The sequence below is a fragment of the Brevibacterium oceani genome (assembly GCF_013623835.1).
GTDB classification, from domain to species: domain Bacteria; phylum Actinomycetota; class Actinomycetes; order Actinomycetales; family Brevibacteriaceae; genus Brevibacterium; species Brevibacterium oceani.
This window is the reverse complement of record NZ_JABKDE010000002.1, coordinates 102,106-123,265: the sequence shown is the minus strand read 5'-3', so window position 1 is coordinate 123,265 and position 21,160 is coordinate 102,106. Positions and strand designations below refer to the sequence as shown.

15 protein-coding genes are annotated in these 21,160 nt (G+C 66.1%); 7 read left to right on the top strand and 8 right to left on the bottom strand.

Annotation, left to right across the window (positions count from 1 at the left end; genetic code table 11):
• Positions 1 to 13 precede the first annotated feature (13 nt).
• Complete coding sequence (locus HK401_RS03800) at positions 14 to 313, bottom strand: DUF4193 domain-containing protein (protein WP_166972303.1); 300 nt, start codon at positions 311 to 313, stop codon at positions 14 to 16.
• A 284-nt stretch (positions 314 to 597) separates the two neighbouring features.
• On the opposite strand from HK401_RS03800, the gene HK401_RS03795 reads away from it, so the two are divergent.
• Complete coding sequence (locus HK401_RS03795; RefSeq protein ID WP_166972305.1) at positions 598 to 825, top strand: hypothetical protein; 228 nt, start codon at positions 598 to 600, stop codon at positions 823 to 825.
• A 158-nt stretch (positions 826 to 983) separates the two neighbouring features.
• Here the strand turns inward: HK401_RS03795 and HK401_RS03790 are convergent, their stop codons facing one another.
• A complete protein-coding gene (locus HK401_RS03790) occupies positions 984 to 2,090 on the bottom strand; it encodes a ferrochelatase (protein ID WP_181273361.1) in 1,107 nt (368 codons plus the stop codon).
• Between the two features lie 280 nt (positions 2,091 to 2,370).
• Between HK401_RS03790 and sepH the strand changes: the two genes are divergently transcribed.
• Positions 2,371 to 3,495 carry a septation protein SepH gene (gene sepH, locus HK401_RS03785; RefSeq protein ID WP_181273360.1) on the top strand — a complete coding sequence of 375 codons (1,125 nt, stop codon included), beginning with the start codon at positions 2,371 to 2,373 and terminating at the stop codon, positions 3,493 to 3,495.
• Here sepH and cydC read toward each other — a convergent pair.
• Genes cydC through HK401_RS03770 form a run of 3 tightly spaced genes read right to left on the bottom strand, consistent with a single transcriptional unit; the run spans position 3,470 to position 9,743 of the window.
• On the bottom strand, positions 3,470 to 7,138 hold the full coding sequence (cydC, locus tag HK401_RS03780) for a thiol reductant ABC exporter subunit CydC (protein ID WP_181273359.1): 3,669 nt from the start codon (positions 7,136 to 7,138) through the stop codon (positions 3,470 to 3,472). The genes sepH and cydC overlap by 26 nt on opposite strands.
• A complete protein-coding gene (gene cydB, locus HK401_RS03775; RefSeq protein WP_181273358.1) occupies positions 7,135 to 8,157 on the bottom strand; it encodes a cytochrome d ubiquinol oxidase subunit II in 1,023 nt (340 codons plus the stop codon). Before cydB ends, cydC begins: the two co-directional genes overlap by 4 nt.
• Before the next feature lie 11 nt (positions 8,158 to 8,168).
• Positions 8,169 to 9,743 carry a cytochrome ubiquinol oxidase subunit I gene (locus HK401_RS03770; RefSeq protein WP_181273357.1) on the bottom strand — a complete coding sequence of 525 codons (1,575 nt, stop codon included), beginning with the start codon at positions 9,741 to 9,743 and terminating at the stop codon, positions 8,169 to 8,171.
• 241 nt (positions 9,744 to 9,984) lie between these two features.
• On the opposite strand from HK401_RS03770, the gene HK401_RS03765 reads away from it, so the two are divergent.
• Together HK401_RS03765 and HK401_RS03760 are read left to right on the top strand one after the other, a co-directional pair.
• Positions 9,985 to 10,347, top strand: a complete 363-nt coding sequence (locus HK401_RS03765) for a BlaI/MecI/CopY family transcriptional regulator (RefSeq protein WP_166975994.1) — start codon at positions 9,985 to 9,987, stop codon at positions 10,345 to 10,347.
• A 45-nt stretch (positions 10,348 to 10,392) separates the two neighbouring features.
• Entirely contained in the window at positions 10,393 to 11,259 is an 867-nt protein-coding gene (locus HK401_RS03760) for a M56 family metallopeptidase (protein ID WP_309135923.1), read from the top strand.
• Positions 11,260 to 11,375: 116 nt separating this feature from the next.
• Here HK401_RS03760 and HK401_RS03755 read toward each other — a convergent pair whose 3' ends face one another.
• On the bottom strand, positions 11,376 to 13,487 hold the full coding sequence (locus HK401_RS03755) for a DNA gyrase/topoisomerase IV subunit B (RefSeq protein ID WP_181273355.1): 2,112 nt from the start codon (positions 13,485 to 13,487) through the stop codon (positions 11,376 to 11,378).
• Between the two features lie 127 nt (positions 13,488 to 13,614).
• Between HK401_RS03755 and HK401_RS03750 the strand changes: the two genes are divergently transcribed.
• Complete coding sequence (locus tag HK401_RS03750; RefSeq protein ID WP_181273354.1) at positions 13,615 to 14,454, top strand: N-acetylmuramoyl-L-alanine amidase; 840 nt, start codon at positions 13,615 to 13,617, stop codon at positions 14,452 to 14,454.
• Positions 14,455 to 14,574: 120 nt separating this feature from the next.
• Here HK401_RS03750 and HK401_RS03745 read toward each other — a convergent pair whose 3' ends face one another.
• Together HK401_RS03745 and HK401_RS03740 are read right to left on the bottom strand one after the other, a co-directional pair.
• Positions 14,575 to 16,056, bottom strand: a complete 1,482-nt coding sequence (locus tag HK401_RS03745; protein WP_181273353.1) for an RNA polymerase sigma factor — start codon at positions 16,054 to 16,056, stop codon at positions 14,575 to 14,577.
• Between the two features lie 141 nt (positions 16,057 to 16,197).
• Positions 16,198 to 17,508, bottom strand: a complete 1,311-nt coding sequence (locus HK401_RS03740) for a DUF4192 family protein (protein ID WP_181273352.1) — start codon at positions 17,506 to 17,508, stop codon at positions 16,198 to 16,200.
• 250 nt (positions 17,509 to 17,758) lie between these two features.
• Here HK401_RS03740 and HK401_RS03735 point away from each other — a divergent pair, with 250 nt between their 5' ends.
• Both HK401_RS03735 and HK401_RS03730 read left to right on the top strand, forming a co-directional pair.
• Positions 17,759 to 18,511: a spermidine synthase gene (locus tag HK401_RS03735; RefSeq protein ID WP_309135902.1), complete on the top strand. Its 753-nt coding sequence runs from the start codon at positions 17,759 to 17,761 to the stop codon at positions 18,509 to 18,511.
• Positions 18,512 to 18,849: 338 nt separating this feature from the next.
• Positions 18,850 to 21,081, top strand: a complete 2,232-nt coding sequence (locus HK401_RS03730; RefSeq protein ID WP_181273350.1) for a HelD family protein — start codon at positions 18,850 to 18,852, stop codon at positions 21,079 to 21,081.
• Positions 21,082 to 21,160: the final 79 nt, after the last annotated feature.

The window sequence follows — 21,160 nt, the reverse complement described above, 5'->3', positions numbered from 1 at the left end:
GGATTGAAGCGATTCAGCCTGCACAGTCCGTGCAGATGGGTACACCGCCCTCTTCGCTCGCAAGCTGCGAACGATGGCGGACCAGGAAGCATTCCATGCAGGTGAACTCGTCGTTCTGCTTGGGGAGGACACGAACGGAGAGTTCTTCGTTCGACAGGTCCGCACCGGGGAGTTCGAACCCTTCGGCGACCGCTGTCTCGTCCTCGTCGATCTTGCTCGCCTGTGCCTGCGAACGCTGAGCCTTCAGCTGCTCGATCGAATCGCTCTTGATCTCATCATCTTGCTTGCGAGGTGCGTCGTAATCTGTTGCCATATGGCCTCATCGCTCTCTGTCCAGGGGGTGCCGAAGAGGATCGTCGAATCCTCTCGTGGAGTGTGTCCCCAGCATTGTGCACTGTATGCTTGCCGTTGGCAAGATGGAACGGGTACCCTATGCGGTGATTCTCGTCACCTGCTTGTCCGCATATGTCAGCCACACATAGAGTTCTCGAAAAGCTCTGCAAGAATACTTGTGATGGACAATACCGCCAGCCAGGCTGCCGGTAGATGACCGGGATCGTCCCCTTCGGGGGTCACCCGAGGAAGGACGGATCCACAATGAGTGAATTCGCAGATCAGCTCGACACCCGAATCGATGATGTCCGTCATCGCATTCACGAGGCCCGGTCCGCCGGTGACGACTTCCTCGTCGAGAATCTCATCGACGACCTGCAGAACCTCATGGAGCTCGCCGGACGCAATGACGTCGACACGGGCCCCATCGCCGAGGTGATCCAGGCCGAGACGGGCGCCCTGCCCGTCATCCCGAGCCCAGAAGAGTCATAAGACATTCGCCCCCGGCGGCGGGCAGCCGTCAGCGGGCGCTGAGACGAAGGACCCTCCCTCACCGATTCGGTGAGGGAGGGTCCTTCGTCTGCGCTCGGTTCAGCTCGCCCGGTTCGGGTCAGCCGGCCAAGCGCCCGGGCTGCCGACCCGACGCCAGTTCAGCTGGCCCAGTTCGGGTGCGTGGCGCGTTCGATCCGGCCGCGGCAGCATTCGATGCTGCAGGCTCCGCTGCCGGGAACGAGTGCCGTCGTGCCGGGCAGCGCGGGAGCCTCGACGGCATCTCCGCGCAGCTGGGCGACGCGCTCCTCGACGAGGTCGACGAGACCGGAGACGAATGTCTCATGGGTGCCGACGGTGGCGACACGGGTGAAGGCGAAGCCGAGCTTCTCGGCGGTCTCCTTGGCTTCGGTGTCGAGGTCGAAGGCGACCTCCATATGGTCGGAGATGAAGCCGATGGGCGCGAGCATGACCCCGGTCACCCCCTCCTCGGCGAGCTCTTCCATCCGATCATTGACATCGGGTTCGAGCCACGGCACCTCGGGCGAACCCGACCGGGAGCAGAAGACGAGTTCACATGGCAGACGATCGGCTTCGTCGAGCCGCCCGACGAGGCGGCCCATGAGCTCCTCATGCTGAGCGAGGTAGCCGTTCGTCGCCACGGCCGAGGCGTCCTGCATGACATTCGGAATCGAATGGGTGACGAACAGCAGGCGGTGCTGAGCGGGATCGAGCTCGCCGACCTGGCTGCGGAAGTCGGCGAGGCCGGCTTCGAGGCGGTCGGTGCATGCTTCCGCGTATCCGGGGTGGTTGTAGAACTGTCGGATCTTGTCGATCTGGACGCTCAGGCCCTCGGCCTCGAGAGTCTCGACCGTCTTCGCGAAGTCTTCGCGATACTGCCGACATGAGGAGTAGGACGAGTAGGCGGACGTGTCGATCGAGAGGAAGCGGGTCCGTCCCCCCAGGGCCTGCGCCCGCACCTCATCGGTGAGGTAGGGTTCCCAGTTGCGGTTGCCCCAGATCAGCGGAGTGTCGATTCCCCGGCGATCGAGTTCCTCGCGCAGGGCCGCCAGCAGCGCCTTGTTCTGATCGTTGATCGGGGACTTGCCACCGAACCCGAAGTAGTGCTCACCGACTTCCTCAAGCCGCTCCTCGGGGATGCCGCGGCCGGCGGTGACGTTGCGGAGGAAGGGAACCACTTCTTCTGGAGCCTCCGGTCCTCCGAATGACATGAGGATCAGGGCATCGATCGGTGCAGTTTTATTCACGCTCACGATTTTACAGGCTGTAGAGACACAGGGCCCGTTGTCCGCAGAGTGAGCCTTCGCCACTCACGGTTCGAACTCCGAACCCGTCCGCACGCGAGATCGCCTGCCCGACCCATGCAGGCATCCAGCCCATTCGTGGCCGAGTTCACGTCCTGAGAGCGTGCTCAGATCGTCGAGGGCCGAACCGGCCCGGGATTTCGCGACTCGCGCGCAAATCTGCCCGACTCGCCCTGCCGAACGTGACACGATGCAGAGGAGACGCGATAAAGGAGCTACAGGCATGCGTGAACTGATCTTGAACGGAGTCGACGCAGATGGCACCCATCTGCTGCTGAACGACGAGAACGGGCTTCAGTACCGAGTCGTTCTCGACGACGCTCTCATGGCCGCGGTGCGCAAGGACCGCACCCACCACAAGTCCGACACTCCCGTGCGTCCCAAGGACATCCAGGCCATGATCCGAGGGGGCATGGACGCCGAGGAGGTCGTGGCCTCGACGGGTGCCGACATGGAGTACGTGCGCACCTACGAGGGACCGGCGATGGCCGAGCGTTCGCGCACCGCCTACCTCGCCAGCCGCCACCCGATCTACTCCGATCACGATCCCAATGGGGAACCCACCCCTCTCATCGAGCTGTGTCAGCAGCGCCTGGCCATGCGCGATGTCGACATCGAGACGATGGAATGGGATTCCTGGAAGCAGCAGGACGGCAACTGGTATGTCCAGCTCAGCTTCGTCGCCGCCGATCGCGTCCGGACGGCCAGCTGGCACTACTACCGCCGCTCGCTCACCCCGATCGACGATGAGGCCAAATGGCTGGCCGATTCGGGTCCGACCGATACGGGCCCGATCCCGAACTACGGTTCCGGTGCCGAACGGCAGAAGAACACCGAGGAGGTCGATGTCCTCCCGCAGGTCGACTCCGCCGAGGGCATCGCCGCCGATCCCCCGGCGCGTCCGACCGCAGGTTCGGCGCCCTCTCAGCAGGCACGCGACCACCAGGCCGAGACAGGCCGGATCCTGGAGAACCTGCGCAAGCGTCGTCATCATGAGGCCGAGGAGGAGCCGCGGACGCGTCTGCGTGCGGTGACCGAGGATCCCGAGACGCACCCGCAGGGCGCTCACACCGCACCCGGTCAGCCGGAAGCCGCGACCGATGACGAGGTCTTCGCGTTCGAGGCCCCGGCACAGGACTCAGACGACCCGCAGGAGCCGACGGAGAAGGTCGGGACCTTCGACGATGACAATCAGCTCTCGCTGCTCAATGAGCCCGGCGTCAGCGATCAATCCGATCAGTACAGGGATTCGACTCCCGCGAAGGATGCGAAGTCGAAGTCGAAGAAGAACTCGCGTGCCTCGATCCCGAGCTGGGACGAGATCATGTTCGGCTCGAAGCGGGACTGAGCGTCGAAGGGCCGACGGCCGGAACCGGGGGCCACGAACCGACGCCGCCGACTGCGCGACTGAGCGCCGGCCGTTCGCTCCCGAGGTCGACGACAGTGTCCTCGTCCGTGATGAGGCGACGGTCATGAGTGACCATGACGACCGTGCGTGAGCGCAGATTCTCCCGCAAATCGCCGATGAGCCGGCCGGCGGTCTCATCGTCGAGGTGGGCGGTGGGTTCGTCGAGGACGATGACGTCGGCTCCCGTGAGCAGCGTCCTGGCCACCGCGAGTCTCTGCCGCTGACCTCCCGAGATCTCGGAACCGTGGTCGCCGACCCAGCGTTCGAGGCCGTCGGCATCGGCCCATTCGCTCAGGCCGGCCCCGCGGAGCGCGGAGATCATCTCATCGTCGTCCGGCACGCCCTGCCCCGCGAGTGCGAGGTTCCCGCGGACCGTCGAACGGAAGATATGGGCTTCCTGCGGACACCAGGCGATGCGACCGACGAGGTCGGACGGTGAGGCGGTGAGCATATCGATGTCCTCGTCACGTTCGGTCCGAGCACTGTAGCGGCCGGCCCAGGGATCGAGGAATCTCAGCAGCACACTCAGGCTCGTCGACTTGCCCGTCCCGCTGTCACCGCACAGTAGGGTCCAGCCGCCGCGTTCGGCGTGCAGATCGAGTCCGTCGAGCACGGGTTCGTCGTCCCAGCCCACGGTGATCGCCTCGAGGTCGAGTTCCTCGATGCCGGGGACCGTCCCTGTCCTGTTCTCCCCCGTTACAGAGCCTTGCGCCGAGGTGGTCCTGCCTTCCCCTGAAGCAGCCCCGTCGTCAGCAGGAACATCCCCGCCCGTCACCGAGGTGACCCCGTCCTCCACAGCACCGAACGCACCCGAGGCGACCGCAGCCGGTTGCGGTTCGGGAAGACTGTCGAGGGCCGCGGCGAGGGCAGGCATCTGCCGGAAGGCATCAATACCTGAGGCGAACGCGTCGCCGAGTCCTACAGCCATGAGCGCGAGCACTGCAGCGATTTCGGTGGGCGCACCCGATGTCATGGCCACAATGACTGCGGTGGCCGTCGTGCTCAGCTGCAGCCACACCTGCGCAATCCCGAAGTTGCGGGCCGAGGCGGCCTGCTTGGCTTCGAGGCTCTTTTCGTGGTCGGCGAGCAGGCCGAGGACGCGGCCGTCGGCTCCGTTGATGTGCAGATCGTCCTTCGCGTCCAATGCTCGAGTGAGCAGGGAGAGGATGCGGTTGCGGTCGGTTCGGACGCCCCGGGCCAGTTTGGTCTCGGCGCGGATGACGATGAGCGGCAGCACGATGAGATCGACGACGGCGAGCAGGACGAACCACGGCAGGGAGCCGAGGTCGAGCAGTCCCACGGTGATGCCGACGCCGAGGACGACCATCGCCGAGACGATCGGTGGGAACAGGGTCCGGGGCACGAGGTCGCGCACGTCATCGGCGTCGGCGACCATGGCGCGCAGCGCAGAGTCCGAGGTGAGCAGCTTCCGATCGCTCATGCCCACGCGCTCGAAGTGCTCCCACAGGCTCGCGCGCAGCCGGGTCAGGGCGGAGAAGATCGCAGAATGGAGTCGCAGACGGCTGACATAGAGCAGCACCGACCGGCTCAGCCCGAAGAACCGCACTCCGACGATGGCGACGAGGAGCAGCATGATCGGCGGCTGGTACGAGGCCTCGACGATGAGCCAGCCGGAGACAGCGGTCAGCGCAATCGCGGCGAGGCCGGAGGCACAGGCGGTGAGGGCGGCGATGAGCATCGCCGGAGTGAACAGCGGCAGGCTCTGCGTAAGGATCGCCCACCGTCGGCGAAGTACCGCGGTCGGCGACTCCGGCGAAGCGTCCGCGGTCGAGGGTCCGCCCCACTGCGAGGCGCCATCGCGCGGTCGCACGGACTCCGACGACGGATCCGTACGGGGCAGGACTCGCGTCCGCGCCGACTTCCCGGTCTCTGCCGTTGCCGAGGTCAGGGTCGCAGTCGCGGTCGAGGTCCCGTACACACCCATCGTGGACAAGCTCGACGACTCCCCCGGGGCGCCGACGAGTTCACCATTGGAGTCGGCCTGCGATCCCTCGGCACCCTCGGCAGAGACGGTGCGGGTCTTCTCGGGTCGGATCTCGGTGTCGGCCAGGCCCCGGGCCCGGTCGTCGTGGCTGGCGAGGATGACTCGGTGGGTGGCGGCCGCCTCGGCGATCATGTCGATGACGAGGGCGGCATTGTCCTCATCGAGATGGGCGGTGGGTTCGTCGAGGACGAGCACATCGGCACCATCACCGAGGTGGTGCATCGCTCGCACGATCGCGAGGCGTCGCTGCTGGCCGGGACTGAGCGCAGCCGTCGAGGTCAGCGGATCGGTGGGCAGCCCCGCCGTCGCGAGGGCGCGCCCGGCCGGCTCGGGCTCGAGTCCGAAGAGTTCGAGTTCGGCACCGAGCGTGGAGGCGAACATGCGCGGGGCCTGCGGGACGAAGGCCGCAGCCACGGGTGCGACGTTCGTGCGGGCCGCGGCCGGCAGCCCGCCGACGAGGGCGGCCAGCACCGTCGACTTCCCAGCCCCGGAGCGACCGCTGATGGTCGTCACTCCGGGACGGGTGTCGATCGCCCCGGTCCAGGAGATGACGGTGCCGTCGCCGTAGGTCACGCAGCCGCCGCTGAAGTCGGCATCCGCCCCGAACTCGGCCTCCGCTCCGAGCTCCGTCTCCGCCCCGGTGTCGGCATCCGCCCCGGTCTCGACTTCGCGCAGCAGCGCCTGGGCTCGGGTCCGGGCCTCGCGGCCGTTCTCGCTCGCGTGGTAGCCGGCCCCGAGTTCGCGCAGCGGGATGAAGCATTCGGGTGCGATGAGGAGGACGAAGAGTCCCGCACTGAGATCCATGGACCCGTTGACCAGGCGCAGGCCGATGACCACGGCCACGAGTGCGACGGAGATGGTGGCGATGAGCTCAAGGGCGAGGCTCGAGAGGAACGCCACGCGCAGGGTCGCCAGATTCGCTTGGTGATAGCGTTCGCCGAGTTCGCGCAGCCGCCGGGCATGATCGCGCGAACGACCGAGGCCGATGAGCACGGGCAGGCCCTCGGCGAGTTCAGCCAGATGATCCGACAGCCGCTCGAGCGCCTGGACGGTCCGCGACGTCGACTCGGCGGTGTAGCGGCCGATGAGCACCATGAACAGCGGGATCAGCGGCAGGCAGGCTGCGATGATGACCGCGGAGAGCAGATCGCTGAACACGATCCGCACGAGCAGTACGATCGGCACCACAGCAGTCGCGACGAGCGCGGGGACGACGGTGGTGAAGTAGTCGTCGAGGTCATCGATGCCCCGGGTGACCGTCACCGCCGAGTTCGTCCGCGGCCGGCCGCGTCCGCGCAGCAGTGCCGACAGAATCCCCGAGCGCAGTCCGCGTTTGGATTCGGCGGCCAGGGACACGCCGAGGCGGCGGTCGAGCCACAGTCCCCCGCCGCGCAGTATCGCACCGAGGAGGCCGAGGACGATCCACAGAGCGGGGGCACTGTGGCCGACGATCGCGCGCGCGACCGCCTCGGCGATGAGGACGATCCCCACCGAGCGGGCCAGCGCACCGAACACCGAGAGCGCGAACCCCCGCCGACCGTGGGGCAGCTCGAGCAGGATCGACAGGGGCGAGCTCACGATCGGATCGCCACCGGAACCTTGTGCGCCTCCGGGATGTGGGTCTCGGCGATGCGGACGAGGAACTGCCGGTAGCTGAAGATCTGGTAGGCGATGATCACCGGCAGGATGACCACGGTGACGATGAGCATCACAGTCAGCGTGTAGTCCGAGGAGGAAGCGGTTTCGATCGTCAGCGAATCAGCCGGGTCGAGCGTCGAGGGCAGCACGTTCGGGAAGACGCCGGCGAAGACCGAACCCAGCCCCGCGACGAGGTAGACGCCGTGGAGGGCGAATGCTCGCTTCTCGGCTCCGGCGCGCACCGCGAGGAAGGCACCGATGAGCGCGATGACCGCGAGGAGGACCGGGACGACGAGCCATGTGCGCTGCGTGATCGACAGGGCGAACCAGATGAGGAACGGCACCGCGGCCGGCAGCATGATCCGCCCCGCCCAGGACCGCGCCCGTGCGCGGATGTCGCCTTCGGTCTTGAGCCCGAGGAAGACGAGCCCGTGGACGAAGGCATATCCGAGCCCTCCCAGTCCGCCGAGCAGCGCCGGCCACGATGCCCAGGCGAACGCACCGCCGACGATGTCGCCGTGGGCGTTGAGCGGCAGGCCGAGCGTCGTGATCGCGAGCATCGCCCCGACGCAGAACGCGGTGCCGGCCGAGCCGATCGCCATCGCCCACGTCCAGAAGGACTTCCAGGCCTGCGTGTGTCCCTTGCCTCGGTATTCGATCGACACGGCGCGGAAGATGAGGAACAGCAGGCACAGGGTCAGCGGGATGTAGAGGGCGGAGAAGAGCGAGGCATACCAGTGCGGGAACGCCGCGAACATCGCCCCTGCGGCCGTGATCAGCCACACCTCGTTGCCGTCCCAGACCGGTCCGATCGTATTGAGAATGACTCGTTTGCCGCGTTCGCTGCGGGCCAGGAACGGCAGCAGCATACCGACGCCGAGGTCGAAGCCGTCGAGGAACAGGTATCCCATCCACAGCACGACGATGAGGACGAACCAGATCGTGGCGAGAACTTCCATCGTGAGACTCCTCAGTAGGCGAACGACAGCACATCATCGCCGTCGTCGGTGATCGTGGGCTTGGACGTCTTCTTCGCTTCCAATTCGGGCATCGCCGAGGCGACCCCGCCCTTGACATAGGTCGTGAGCAGCCGCAGTTCGACGACCATCAGCACCCCGTAGACGAGAGTGAGGCTGATCAGCGAGAACAGCAGCATACCCGGGGTCACCTCTGGTGACAGCGCCGCCTGCGTGTACATGTACACCCCGTCGAGCTGGGCCGGGTTGGGAGCGACGACGAAGGGCTGGCGGCCCATCTCGGTGAAGATCCACCCGGCTGAGTTCGCAATGAAGGGCGCGGTGATCGCCAGCAGGAATCCGCGGCTGAGCCACTTCGACTGCGGCACTGTGCCCTTGCGTGCCCACCACAGTCCGATGAGGCAGACCCCGGCGGCCAGCGCTCCGAAGCCGATCATCATCCGGAATCCCCAGTAGGTGACGATCATGATGGGCTGGTAGTTGATCGCCTCGCCGGCGTGTTCGCCGTAGCGAGGGTCGTCGGGAATGTGGGTGCCGTAGCGATCCTGGTATTCCGGCAGCAGGGTCGTGACCCCATGGACCGGGGTGGAGAAGTCGCCTTTGGCGAGGAAGGAGAGCAGACCGGGGATCTCAAAGATGTTCTGCACCCCGTCGCAGTCGTTCGAGGACGGGTCTGCGATCGTGAGCACGGAGAACTGGGTGCCGTCGTGACATGCTGCTTCCGCAGAGGCCATCTTCATCGGCTGCTGTTCGAACATCAGCTTCGCCTGCACGTCGCCGGTGATGGAGACGCCGGCGAAGGCGATGATGCCGACGAGGGCGCCGATGCGCAGGGACTTGATCCACACCGCATGGTCGGTCTTGTCGCGACCCGGCAAGTCCGTGGATTCGCCGACGATGACCTTTCCGTCGGGCCCGACGGTGTCGATGCCGTCCTTGCGGCGATGATAGAGGTGGTACCAGGAGATGCCGAGCAGGAACGAGCCGCCCACGGCCAGTGCCCCGAAGAGTGTGTGGGTATAGGCGGCGATCGCGGTGTTGTTGCCGAGCACCGCCCACACGTCGGTCATCACAGGCTTGCCGTCGACGAGTTCGACCCCGACGGGGTGCTGCATCCATGAGTTCGCGACGATGATGAAGTAGGCGGAGATCCAGGAGCCGATGACCGCACACCACAGCGCACCGAGGTGGACCGCCCGGGGCAGCCGTCCCCACCCGAAGATCCACAGGCCGAGGAACGTCGATTCGAGGAAGAAGGCCAGCAGCGCCTCGAGTGCCAGGGGCGCTCCGAAGACGTCGCCGACGAAGCGGGAGTACTCGCTCCAGGCCATACCGAACTGGAATTCCTGGACGAGACCGGTGGCCACACCCATGATGAAGTTGATGAGGAAGAGCTTGCCGAAGAATTTCGTGGCCCGCAGGTAGACCTCGTTGCCGGTGCGGTGGTAGACCGTCTGCAGGATCGCCACGAGCATGCCGAGTCCCAGAGTCAGCGGCACCATCCAGAAGTGATAGACGGTGGTGATTCCGAATTGCCACCGTCCGATGAGGACCGGGTCGAGATCCATGGGCTCTCCATTCAAGTTTCCCGAGGGCAGTATTTCTACGTCACGTAGAATTCTACATGCGGTAGAACCCTGACCGCCCCCATTCCGTCATCCAAGATTCCCCGTACCAAGTATGCGCCTCGGGTCAGCGCCCGGGCCAGAGAATCCCAGCCCGATCGGCGCGGCTTCGCCTGGAATTCGACAGCCTGTAGAGATATACTCATGACAACGACAATTCGCAGATGATGAGGACTTGGAAACTGTGGGAACACTTGGTGAACTCGAACGCAGCGTCATGGACGCCATCTGGGTGCATGATGACGGGCTGAGTGCAGCTGAACTGCGTGAGGTCCTCGCCGACCGGGAACTCGCCTTGACGACGGTGCACACCGTCCTCTCCCGTCTGGAGAAGAAGGGCTTCGTCACCCGCGATCGCAGCATCCGACCTCACCGCTACCTCGCGGTGTCCACTCGTGAGGATCACGTCGCCGAGCTGATGACGGAGATGCTCTCACAGGCCCCCGACCGCCAGGCCGTGCTCGCGCGATTCCTCGGCACCGTCTCGGAGGCCGACACCAAGGCGCTGCGCAATCTGCTCGGGCGCAATCACTCGACACATTCCTGACCCAGATCGGTCACGTCAATGACCATCGTGGGTCTGATTCTGGCCGTGTTGGCATTCTTGCTCGCGTGGCCGATCCCTGCGGCTCTCGCCCGCTTCCGCGGCGATCCGATCTCAGAGGTCGTCCTCTGGCAGGCCGTCGGGCTCTCCGGCGGCCTGTCCCTCATCGGTGCCGCCCTCGCCTTCGCCGTCGCGCCGGGAGCAACGAGCCTGCCGTCGGGCATCGTCTCTCTTGCACGCGGTGAGTCCCACGCCCAGCTCTCGATCATGGCGTGGATCTTCCTCATCATCGCCGTGCTGCTCATCGGCAGGCTGCTCGGATGCCTGATCCTGACCTTCTACTCAGCGCGCAGGGCCCGCCTGCGCCACGATGAGATCCTCCACCTGCTGAGCGAGCCCTCGGCGACGTACCCCGATACCCGGATCATCACCACCGACGAGGTGGTCGCCTACTGTCTGCCCAAGGGGCCGAGGAAGGGCACAGCGGTGCTGTCGACCGGGCTGATCGAGGCCCTCGATGAGGAGGAGCGAACCGCGGTCATCGCCCATGAGCGAGCCCACCTGGACTTCCGGCACGACGTGCTCGTCATCCCCTTTGCCGCCTGGCACCAGGCGCTCCCGTACTTCTCCGCCACGGCGATCGGGCTGAACTCGGTGAATCAGCTCATCGAACTCATGGCCGACGACGAGGCCCGCGAGCATGTGGATCCGCAGATCCTCGCCCGCGCGGTGCGCTCGGCCGCTGCCATCAGCCCCGACCACCGCAGCGAACTCTCGAAGCAGCGCATTCGCAGGCTCTCGCGCCCATTGGATTCAGCCAGGATCCCGGTTCGGCTGATGTCGATCGGACTGGCTGTGGTGCTCCTGCTCGTGCCGACGACGCTCATCCTCGCTCCGGCGGCCTTCGGGATCTGAGCAGCCCGCGATGCGTGCGGGACTCGCCTGAGGAATCTCAGCGCCTCAACTCACGTCTCGAGTCATTTCACCTGACGAGTTGACGCGCCCCGTCTCGAGTATGGAGACCCCTCACCTCACGAGTCGATGCGTTCGGCGTCGAGGACGGCGGCGCCGGAGACGATGAATTCCTTGCGCGGTCCCACCGATGAGCCCATGAGGAGTTCGAAGGTGTTCTCCGCCGCCTCGGCGTCGGCCATCGTCACCCGCCGCAGGGTTCGCATGCTCGGATCCATGGTCGTCTCGGCCAGCTGGTCGGCGTCCATCTCGCCGAGTCCCTTGTAGCGCTGGATGGGCTCTTTGTACGCCTTCTTCTGCTTCTCGAGCTTCTTGAGCAGCGCGTGCAACTCCGCCTCGGTGTAGGTGTAGACGATGTCGTTCGGCGTCCCGCGCTTCGTCACGACCTCGACCCGGTGCAACGGCGGAACAGCGGCGAAGACACGTCCGGCTTCGACCATCGGCTTCATGTACCGGAAGAAGAGAGTGAGCAGCAGCGTGCGGATGTGCGCGCCGTCGACATCGGCGTCGGTCATGATGATGACGCGACCGTAGCGGGCCGATTCGAGATCGAAGCTGCGCCCGGAACCGGCACCGATGACCTGGATGAGCGCCGAGCACTCGACATTGGCGAGCATGTCGGCCAGGGTGGCCTTCTGCACGTTGAGGATCTTCCCGCGGATGGGGAACAGCGCCTGGTGGTCGGAGTTGCGGGCCGCCTTGGCCGTACCCATCGCCGAATCGCCCTCGACGATGAACAGCTCCGTGTTCTCCACCCCGTTGTCGCGGCAGTCATAGAGCTTCGCCGGCAGCGAGGAGGCCTCGAGCGCGGTCTTGCGACGTTGGTTCTCCTTGTGGGTGCGGGCGGAGATACGCGACTTCATTTCGGCCACGACCTTCTCCATGAGGACAGCGGCCTGCTGCTTCTCCGCGCGCTTGGTCGAAGCGAGGATGTCGCCGAGCTGGGTCTCGACGGTCTTCGCGACGATCTGCCTGACGGCGGCGGTGCCGAGCACTTCCTTCGTCTGGCCCTCGAACTGGGGTTCGGCGAGCTGGACGGTGACCACGGCGGTCAGACCGGCGAGGACATCGTCCTTCTCGAGCTTGTCCTTGCCCATCTTGAGTTTGCGGGCGTTGGCGTCGGCGGCCTTGCGCAGCGCTTTGAGGCAGGCCTGCTCGAACCCGGCGAGGTGGGTGCCGCCGTGCGGGGTGGCGACGACGTTGACGAATGACTTGAGCTTCGTGTCGTACCCGGTCCCCCACCGCAGTGCGACGTCGACGCCGACCTCGCGTTCGACCTCTTTGGACTCGAGGTGGCCCGAGGAGTCGAGCACCGGCACGGTCTCCTTGAAGGTGCCGGTGTTCTGCAGGCGCCAGGTGTCCGTCATCGGCGGGTCGATGGAGAGATGGTCGACGAATTCGGTGATGCCGCCGTCGAACTTGAAGACCTCTTCGCGTTCGGCGATGACCACTCCGGTCTCATCGCGGGCGACACCGCGCCGATCGATGATGCGCAGCTCGAGACCGGGGACGAGGAACGCCGTCTGCCGTGCTCGTTCGATGAGGTGCTGGTAGTCGAACTGGGCCTTGGCGAGGAAGATCTGCGGATCCGCCCAGTACTGGACGCGGGTGCCCGTGGCCCCGCGTTTGGCCTTACCGACGATGTCGAGGCCGGTCGGTTCCTGGAACTCTTCGAAGGGATTGTCCGGGCTCGGCTGCCCCGAGGAGTCGTCGAAGCGTCCGGGAACGCCGCGGCGGAAGGACATCTTGTGCACCTTCGACCCGCGGGTGACCTCGACGTCGAGGCGGGCGGACAGGGCGTTGACGACGGAGGCGCCGACGCCGTGCAGACCGCCCGATGCGGCATAGGAGGATCCGCCGAACTTGCCGCCGGCGTGGAGTTTGGTCAGCACGACCTCGACTCCGGTCAGGCCCGTCTTCGGTTCGATGTCGACGGGAATGCCGCGTCCCTTGTCGGTCACGGCGACCGACCCGTCGGCGGCGAGCTCGATGAGGATCTCGGATCCGTGGCCGCCGAGGGCTTCGTCGACGCTGTTGTCGATGATCTCCCACAGGCAGTGCATGAGACCGCGGGAGTCGGTCGTGCCGATGTACATGCCGGGGCGCTTGCGCACCGCCTCGAGACCGGACAGGACGGACAGGTGCCTGGCGCCGTAGCTTTCGTCTTCCACTGAATTCCTCTCGTTCGATTAAATTCTAATCGCTGTGAGCGCGGGACCCTATTTCCCGCGGGCCGTGTCGGCAGCCGATTCCGACGGCGACCGACAGATCCCGCAGTTGTGCGGGACAATGGACACCATGCCCCACCGCACTCTCGCACCGAGCCTCCTGCTCACCGCTGTTCTCCTCCTCCCCGGTCTCGCCGCCTGCGGAACAGACGCCCCCGCTCCGTCGGCACCGACGTCGAAGGACTCCGAGACCACCGCGGCTGACAAGACGGACGGCGGGGATCGCGGCACAGGGAGCACCACCTCGGCGAGCGATGAGGCCGAAGTCGACCTCAAGGGCAAGACGATCGCGATCGATCCCGGTCACAACGGCGGAAACGCGTCACACCCGACCGAGATCAACAAGCAGGTTCCCGACGGACGCGGCGGTACGAAGGCCTGCAATACGACCGGTACGGCGACGGAATCGGACTACCCGGAAGCCGACTTCACGTGGGCGGTGGGACAACGCCTGCGCGATTCGCTCGAAGATGCGGGGGCGACCGTCGTACTCAGCCGCAAGGACAACAAGGGCGTCGGCCCCTGCGTCGACGAACGCGGCACGTTCGCCGACGATGCGGATCTGCTCGTGAGCATCCATGCCGACGGAGCCGAGTCGACATCGGCGAAGGGATTTCACGTCATCGTCGCCGACCCCGGCGCGGATGAGAAGACGGAGAAGGCCTCGACTGTTCTGGCGGAGTCGATCGGGACGTCGATGGGCAAGACCTTCACCCCGAACCGCGCCTACGGCAGGGATGCGATCAGCCGCCGACCCGATCTGGCCGGCCTCAACAATGCCTCCGTGCCCGCGGTCATCGTCGAGTGCGGGGAGATGCGCAACCCGGACGAGGCGAAGCTCATGGAGTCGAAGTCCGGGCAGAAGAAGTACGCGGACGCGCTGTTCGACGGCATCGTCGACTGGTACTGAGCCGCTTCGCCCCGAGGATGACGAACGCCCCCGGGGAGATCCCAGGGGCGTTCGTTCACTGTTGCTCCTTCGGCGGCGTCTCCGAGACGAGGCGACGCCGCCGTGCGAGCCGGACGGATTTCAGTCGAGATAGTCGCGCAGAACCTGCGAGCGGGACGGGTGACGCAGCTTCGCCATCGTCTTCGACTCTATCTGGCGGATCCGCTCACGAGTGACGCCGTAGACCTTGCCGATCTCATCAAGGGTCTTCGGCTGACCGTCGTTGAGTCCGAAGCGCATGGACACCACACCGGCCTCGCGCTCGGAGAGCGTGTCGAGGACCGAGTGCAGCTGCTCCTGCAGGAGGGTGAAGCTCACCGAATCCGACGGTACGACGGCTTCGGAGTCTTCGATGAGGTCACCGAACTCCGAATCGCCGTCCTCGCCCAGTGGCGTGTGGAGCGAGATGGGCTCACGACCGTATTTCTGGACCTCGACGACGCGTTCGGGCGTCATGTCGAGTTCCTTCGCAAGCTCTTCGGGGGTCGGCTCGCGACCGAGATCCTGCAGCATCTGACGCTGCACACGGGCGAGCTTGTTGATGACCTCGACCATGTGCACGGGGATGCGGATGGTGCGGGCCTGGTCGGCCATGGCGCGGGTGATGGCCTGACGGATCCACCACGTGGCGTAGGTCGAGAACTTGAAGCCCTTGGTGTAGTCGAACTTCTCGACGGCGCGGATGAGACCGAGGTTGCCTTCCTGGATGAGGTCGAGGAAGAGCATGCCGCGGCCGGTGTAGCGCTTGGCCAGAGACACGACGAGGCGGAGGTTCGCCTCGAGCAGGTGGTTCTTCGCGATCCGACCGTCGTGGATGATCCACTTGTAGTCCATCGTCTCGCGCGGATCCTTCACCTCGCCGGAGTCGAGGAGGTGCTCGGCATACATGCCTGCCTCGATCCGCTTGGCCAGATCGACCTCCTCGGCGGCATTGAGCAGCGCCACCTTGCCGATCTGCTTGAGGTAGTCCTTGACCGGGTCGGCCGTGGCACCCGCGGAGACGACCTGCTGGGCGGGAGCGTCCTCCTCGTCGGCGTCGGAGACGATGAATCCGCCGGCCTCGGCCACGGCGGCGTTCTTCTCCTTCTCTTCCGAGTTCTTCGTCTCGGTCGCTTCGGCGGGGCTCTCCTCGGTCGCCAGGGCGTCCGCGGTGGGCTCGACCTCCTCGGTGGTGTCGATGTCGTCGTCGGTCTTCTTCGCCTTGGTCGCCTTCTTCGCTTCCTTGGCGGCAGTCGCCTTCGAGGTGGCCTTGGTCGCCGACTTCGTCTCGGCCGGCTTCTCGGCAGCGGTCTTCTTCGCCGCCGTGGTCTTCTTGGCCGCAGCGGTCTCGCTCTTCGCAGCCGACTTCGCCGTCGTCGACTTCGCGGCGGTTGTCTTGGTTCCGGCAGAGCTCGACGTCTTCGTCGTCTTCTTCGCAGTGGACTTCGACGCCGCAGTGGTCTTGGATCCACCGGTCGAGGTCGTGCCGGCAGTTCCCTCCGACTTCTCTGTCACCGTTGTGGATTCCTTGTCGACTCTCGGCACGTGTTCACCTTTCGCGAGCGTTGAAACTTCCCCATGCATTCGGACAGTACTAAGACCCAAGTCAAGTGGTCCGCTGTACGGTCCGGGGCGAACGCATAGCTCGCCCATCATGCAATGACTGGGTCAACGCCTAATTTTCGCACGTTATTCCCGGCATTGCGAATCGGCGAACCGAGCGACTCAGAAGGAAGAAGGCTCGCTCTCCATGAGCCAGCGCGGCAGGAATCCCAACCGTACGGCACGCACGACGAGCTTCGCCAGTCCGTGTTCGGGGTCGATGTCGGTCGCGGCTCTGGCGTAGCTGTCCGCCATCGTCGACCCGCCCAACGCCCACTCGAACCATGCGATGACGGCATAGGTGTCGGCACGCACCCGCGGATGACACATCGGCAGGTACTCCTTGAGGAAGGCGATGGTGAGCATGACGTCTCGTGGACGTGGGGCCCGTGCTGAGAGTCCGACGATCTCCTGCGCCGATTCGGACCGGGCGCTGAACCGACGGGAGCGGTCGCACAGCTGCTCTCCGTCGAGTCGGGTGACCAGTGAAGGTGGGAAGTCCGGGTGATCGAAGCTGAGGATCATCTCCAGCGCATCGCGTGACCATTTCTCGGCCAGGAGCGCGTCGATGGCCATCACGGTCGGCAGGTCAAGCATCGCATGCAGATGGGTCACGTCGATGGGTTCGTCGTCCGCACGGATCGCGTCCAGTCGCGCATAGACATCGGCGAGGATGACGAACGCATCGTCCGTGCCCATCCATTCGCCCGTGTGTCCTCGTCGACTGTGGGCGAAGGCCTGGGCCGTCATCGGGGCGATGACCAGCTCCTGTGGAGTGCCGACCGGATTCGATCCCGCAGCGATGAGTTCCGTGGCGCATGGCGAGGTCGTCGCTGCGATGAGAGGCGTGGAGTCGTCCCCGTCGTCGTCGATGCGACCGAACTGCTCCTGGCTCACCCACCATGCGCAGAGCGTGTCGATTCCCGCTGAGGCGAATGACTGGGCGAGTTCGTCGATGGCGGCGCGGACGAGCCCGCGATGGACGGCGGCATCCTCGCAGTCGGCCCCATCCGCGGGGGTGGTCTCGGCGGGGGTGGTCTCGGCGGGGGTCGTCTCCGCGGCTTCATCCGCGGCGGGGGCTGTCTCGGCGGGAGTCGGCACGATTCTGCTGCCGGCCGCCTCGCCGATGGTCGGTTGATCACCGCTTCCCGTCAGCGGGGTGATCGGCTGGTAGCCCTCGTCGTAGACGACGAGGAAGACACCGGTGACCGCGCAGGCCCGACCGATGAGGTCGACGTACCCGCTGCCGCCGGTCAGGAGGATGTCTGCGGCGGTTTCGAGGGTGAAGTCGACGCGCAGGGTCGTCGAGCTCGACTGCGATCCGTTGGTCTCGGTGCCGATGATCACGGCGACGAGGCTGTCGCGGGGTATGTAGCCCAACGTGTGGGGAATGATGCCGATGATGTCCTCTGGGGTTCGGGCCGGTGTCTCCATGATCGGGTGTCCTCTTCTCGTGTGCGTGGCCGCGGCGCTGCGGTCGGGTCTCCACTCCAGCCGATCCGCCTCGGCGCGGAACAGGCACGCCCGACGCCCTGTGGACAGAGGGATTGCCTCCACAGGCGATCGGCGTCGAAGTCGGGGGTCTCGCCCCCACGTGGAGTCGGGCCGAATTGCCTCCTCGGCGCGACTGGCATAGAAGTGAGGGGTGGCGAAGCGACGGATATACACAGCACCCGGCTCTCAAGTGGTCGACATCTCGACTGGCACGGCGCACCTGGAGAAGCTCGACGGGGAGGCCGATTCCTACGTCCTCCATGTCAACGGAGTCCCCTCGTCCTCGATCACGCTCAGCGATCCCGAGCGTCTCGACTTCGAATATCTCGACTGGATGCGTCGAGCCATCGATGTCTCGCTGCCTGCGGGTTCGCTGCGAGCGGTGCACATCGGTGCGGCCGGCTGCGCGCTGGCCCGCGCTCTCGACGCTGCCCGACCGGGGTCGAAGCAGACGGCCGTCGATGTCGATGCGAGGCTGCTCGACTTCGCCCGGCAGTGGTTCGACCTTCCCCGCTCCCCCGCCTTGTCCCTGCGGGCCGGCGATGGCGCCGTCGAGATCGGGAAGTTCCGGCCCGAGAGCCTCGATGTGATCATCCGCGACGCCTTCGACCACGACTCGGTGCCCTCTGCGCTGCAGACGGGAGAGTTCTTCGCCTCCTGCGCCGCTGCGCTCAAGAGCTCCGGTCTCTATGTCGCCAACGTTCCCGACGGCGGTGGCCACCGCACCCTCAAGTCGGACCTCACCGCCCTCTCGGAGCATTTCGCCCATCTGGCGGCGGCCACCGAACCGGCGATCCTCAAGGGACGGCGACGCGGCAATGTCGTCGTCCTTGCATCGAACACGCCCTTGGACACGGCCGGTCTCGATCGCAGTCTGCGCACCGCGGCGAGTTCCGCGACGTTCCTGGCCGGGAATGGTCTGCGCTCCCGCCTCGGGATGTGAGAGGCGAGACCGCGGGGTGGCACCCCAGGGTGAGACCGCACGGCGCTTGCGGCCTGCGCCCGGGCGGCTCCAAGGCCCTTCGGGTGTCCACTACTTCCAGGTCCCCACAAGAGACTGCGCCCGCCGGAGCCCTGGGGAGTGGCCCACCCGCCGGGGCCCAGCCGAGTGACCCACCCGCTGCGCCTCGCAGGCGGTTGCACCCGACGAGGCCATGCCGGCGCCCCGCCTGACAGGGCCCTGCCGATCGAATGTGAGAAACGCCCCGAAGTGAAATGACGTCGTGACTACAGTCGCCGCCGAAAGTTCGGCATAATTGAATGCCGACCCAAGAAGGTGAGATGACCGAAACTTCAGAAATTCGCGTCGAGCAGGCCAAGCTCGACGAGCTCTACGCCCGTCTCGATGTGCTGCGGGAGGAGACGACAGCCCGCCTGGGAACCGTGAGGATCTCCGAAGTCGGAGGCAATCACCAGCATCGCACCGAACGCGATGCCTTCGCCACGCTGTACGAAGATCAGCTCATCCGCCTCGACGGCGCCGAGGAGGGGCTGTGCTTCGGTCGCCTCGACCTCGTCGACGAGTCCGATCCCACCTACATCGGTCGGATCGGGCTGACCGATGAGCAGCGGCAGCAGATCCTCATCGACTGGCGCGCCCCCGCCGCCGAACGCTTCTACCAGTCGACCGCGGCCAGCCCCGACGGCGTCACGCGCCGCCGTCACCTCGTCACCGCCAATCGGAAGGTCACCGGCATCGAGGACGATGTGCTCGACATCGACGCCCTCGACGAGCACGAGAAGTCGAACCTCCAGGGCGAGGGAGCCCTGCTCGCCGCTCTCACCAGCCACCGCACCGGACGGATGGGCGACATCGTCGCCACCATCCAAGCCGAACAGGACGCGATCATCCGCCGCCCCCTCTCCGGCGTCCTCGTCGTCCAGGGAGGACCGGGCACCGGCAAGACTGCGGTCGCTCTGCATCGTGCGGCCTTCCTCCTCTACCGGCACCGGGAACGCATCGCGAAGTCCGGTGTCCTCCTCGTGGGGCCCTCGACCGTGTTCCTCAAGTACATCGAGAAGGTGCTGCCCAGCCTCGGCGAGACCGGAGCCGTGCTGCTCACTCCCGGTCAGCTCTATCCCGGACTCGACACGGACGCCGTCGACACCCCCGCCGTCGCCGAGATCAAGGGTCGCATCACCATGGCGACGGTGCTGAAGAACCATGTCGCGAACTACGAACGCGTACCCGACCACGACGAAGAGCTGCGGGTCGGCTCGCACACCGTCGTGCTGCGGAGGAAGGACGTCCGCGGTGCACGGGATCGCGCCCGCCGCAGCGGCGATGCGCACAATGCCGCCCGCAACGGCTTCGTCACCGGTCTGCTCAAGATCCTCGCCGAGGACCTCGCCCGTGAGATGGGCCTCGATGCGGCCGGCGAACGGCTGCCGGAACTGCTCGAGGAGCTGCGCTCCTCCGTCGACGTCCGCCGCGCCCTCAACCTCGCGTGGTTCCCCATCGGACCCGCCGGTGCGCTGCGCGCACTGCTGGGCAAGCCACACAAGCTGGCGTCTGCTGCGGGCCGACTGCTGAGCCCGGCCGAGCAGGCGACCCTGTCGGAAAACTACCACGAGGACTTCACCGTCTCCGATGTGCCGCTGCTCGACGAACTGGCTGAGCTGCTCGGCTCCAGCCCGCAGCCGACGCAGGCCCGGGACGATGCGGCCCGCGACTATGCCGAGGCCGTGGTCGATATGACCGAGACCGGCGGCATGGTCACCGCGGAAATGCTCGCCGCCCGGTGGGAGGAGCAGGGTCCGTCGACGACCCTGGCCGAGCGTGCCCTCGAGGACCGCGAATGGACGTACGGCCACCTCGTCGTCGACGAGGCACAGGAACTGACCCCCATGCAGTGGCGGGTGCTCTTCCGCCGCGTGCCCTCGAAGTCGGCCACCGTCGTCGGCGACCTCGCCCAATCCTCCCAGGTCGACAATGCCCGGACGTGGGGTTCGATCCTCTCCGAATTCGTCGGCGACCGCTTCGCCCTGCAGGTCCTCACCGTCTCCTACCGCACTCCGCAGTCGGTGATGGACCTCGCGAACCGGTACCTCCACCGACATTTCCCGCAGCTCGAGCTCGTCGAATCGGTGCGGCAGGGCGGTGCGGACCCTCGTCTGGACGTCCTCGCCACCGAATCCGATGTGCTCGGATCCCTCGCCGAGGCGGCCGCGCAGGAGGTCGCCGAGGCCGCGGGCGGGAAGATCGCCGTCATCGCCGATGAGGAGCTCATCGACCCCATCGCGGAGGTGCTCGCCGACTTCGACTTCGGACGGTCGGCCACCGGGCTCGACCATCAGATCGCGCTCATCACTCCGCAGCAGGCCAAGGGCCTCGAGTTCGACTCGGTCATCATCGTCGAGCCCGGGCGTATCGCTCCGGTGGGCAGCGACGAGGGAATCGGCGGGCTCTACGTCGCCCTGACGAGGACGACGGAGCGGCTGCGCATCCTTGCCTCCGTGCGCACCGAACTCAGTGAGCTCTTCGACGCCGAGGCGATCCGCCAAGCCGGCTGACCCTCACCCTTTTGCTACCTGACGGCGGCCCAGCAACCTTGCGCGAGGTTGCTGGGCCGCCGTCAGGTAGTAAGAGGGT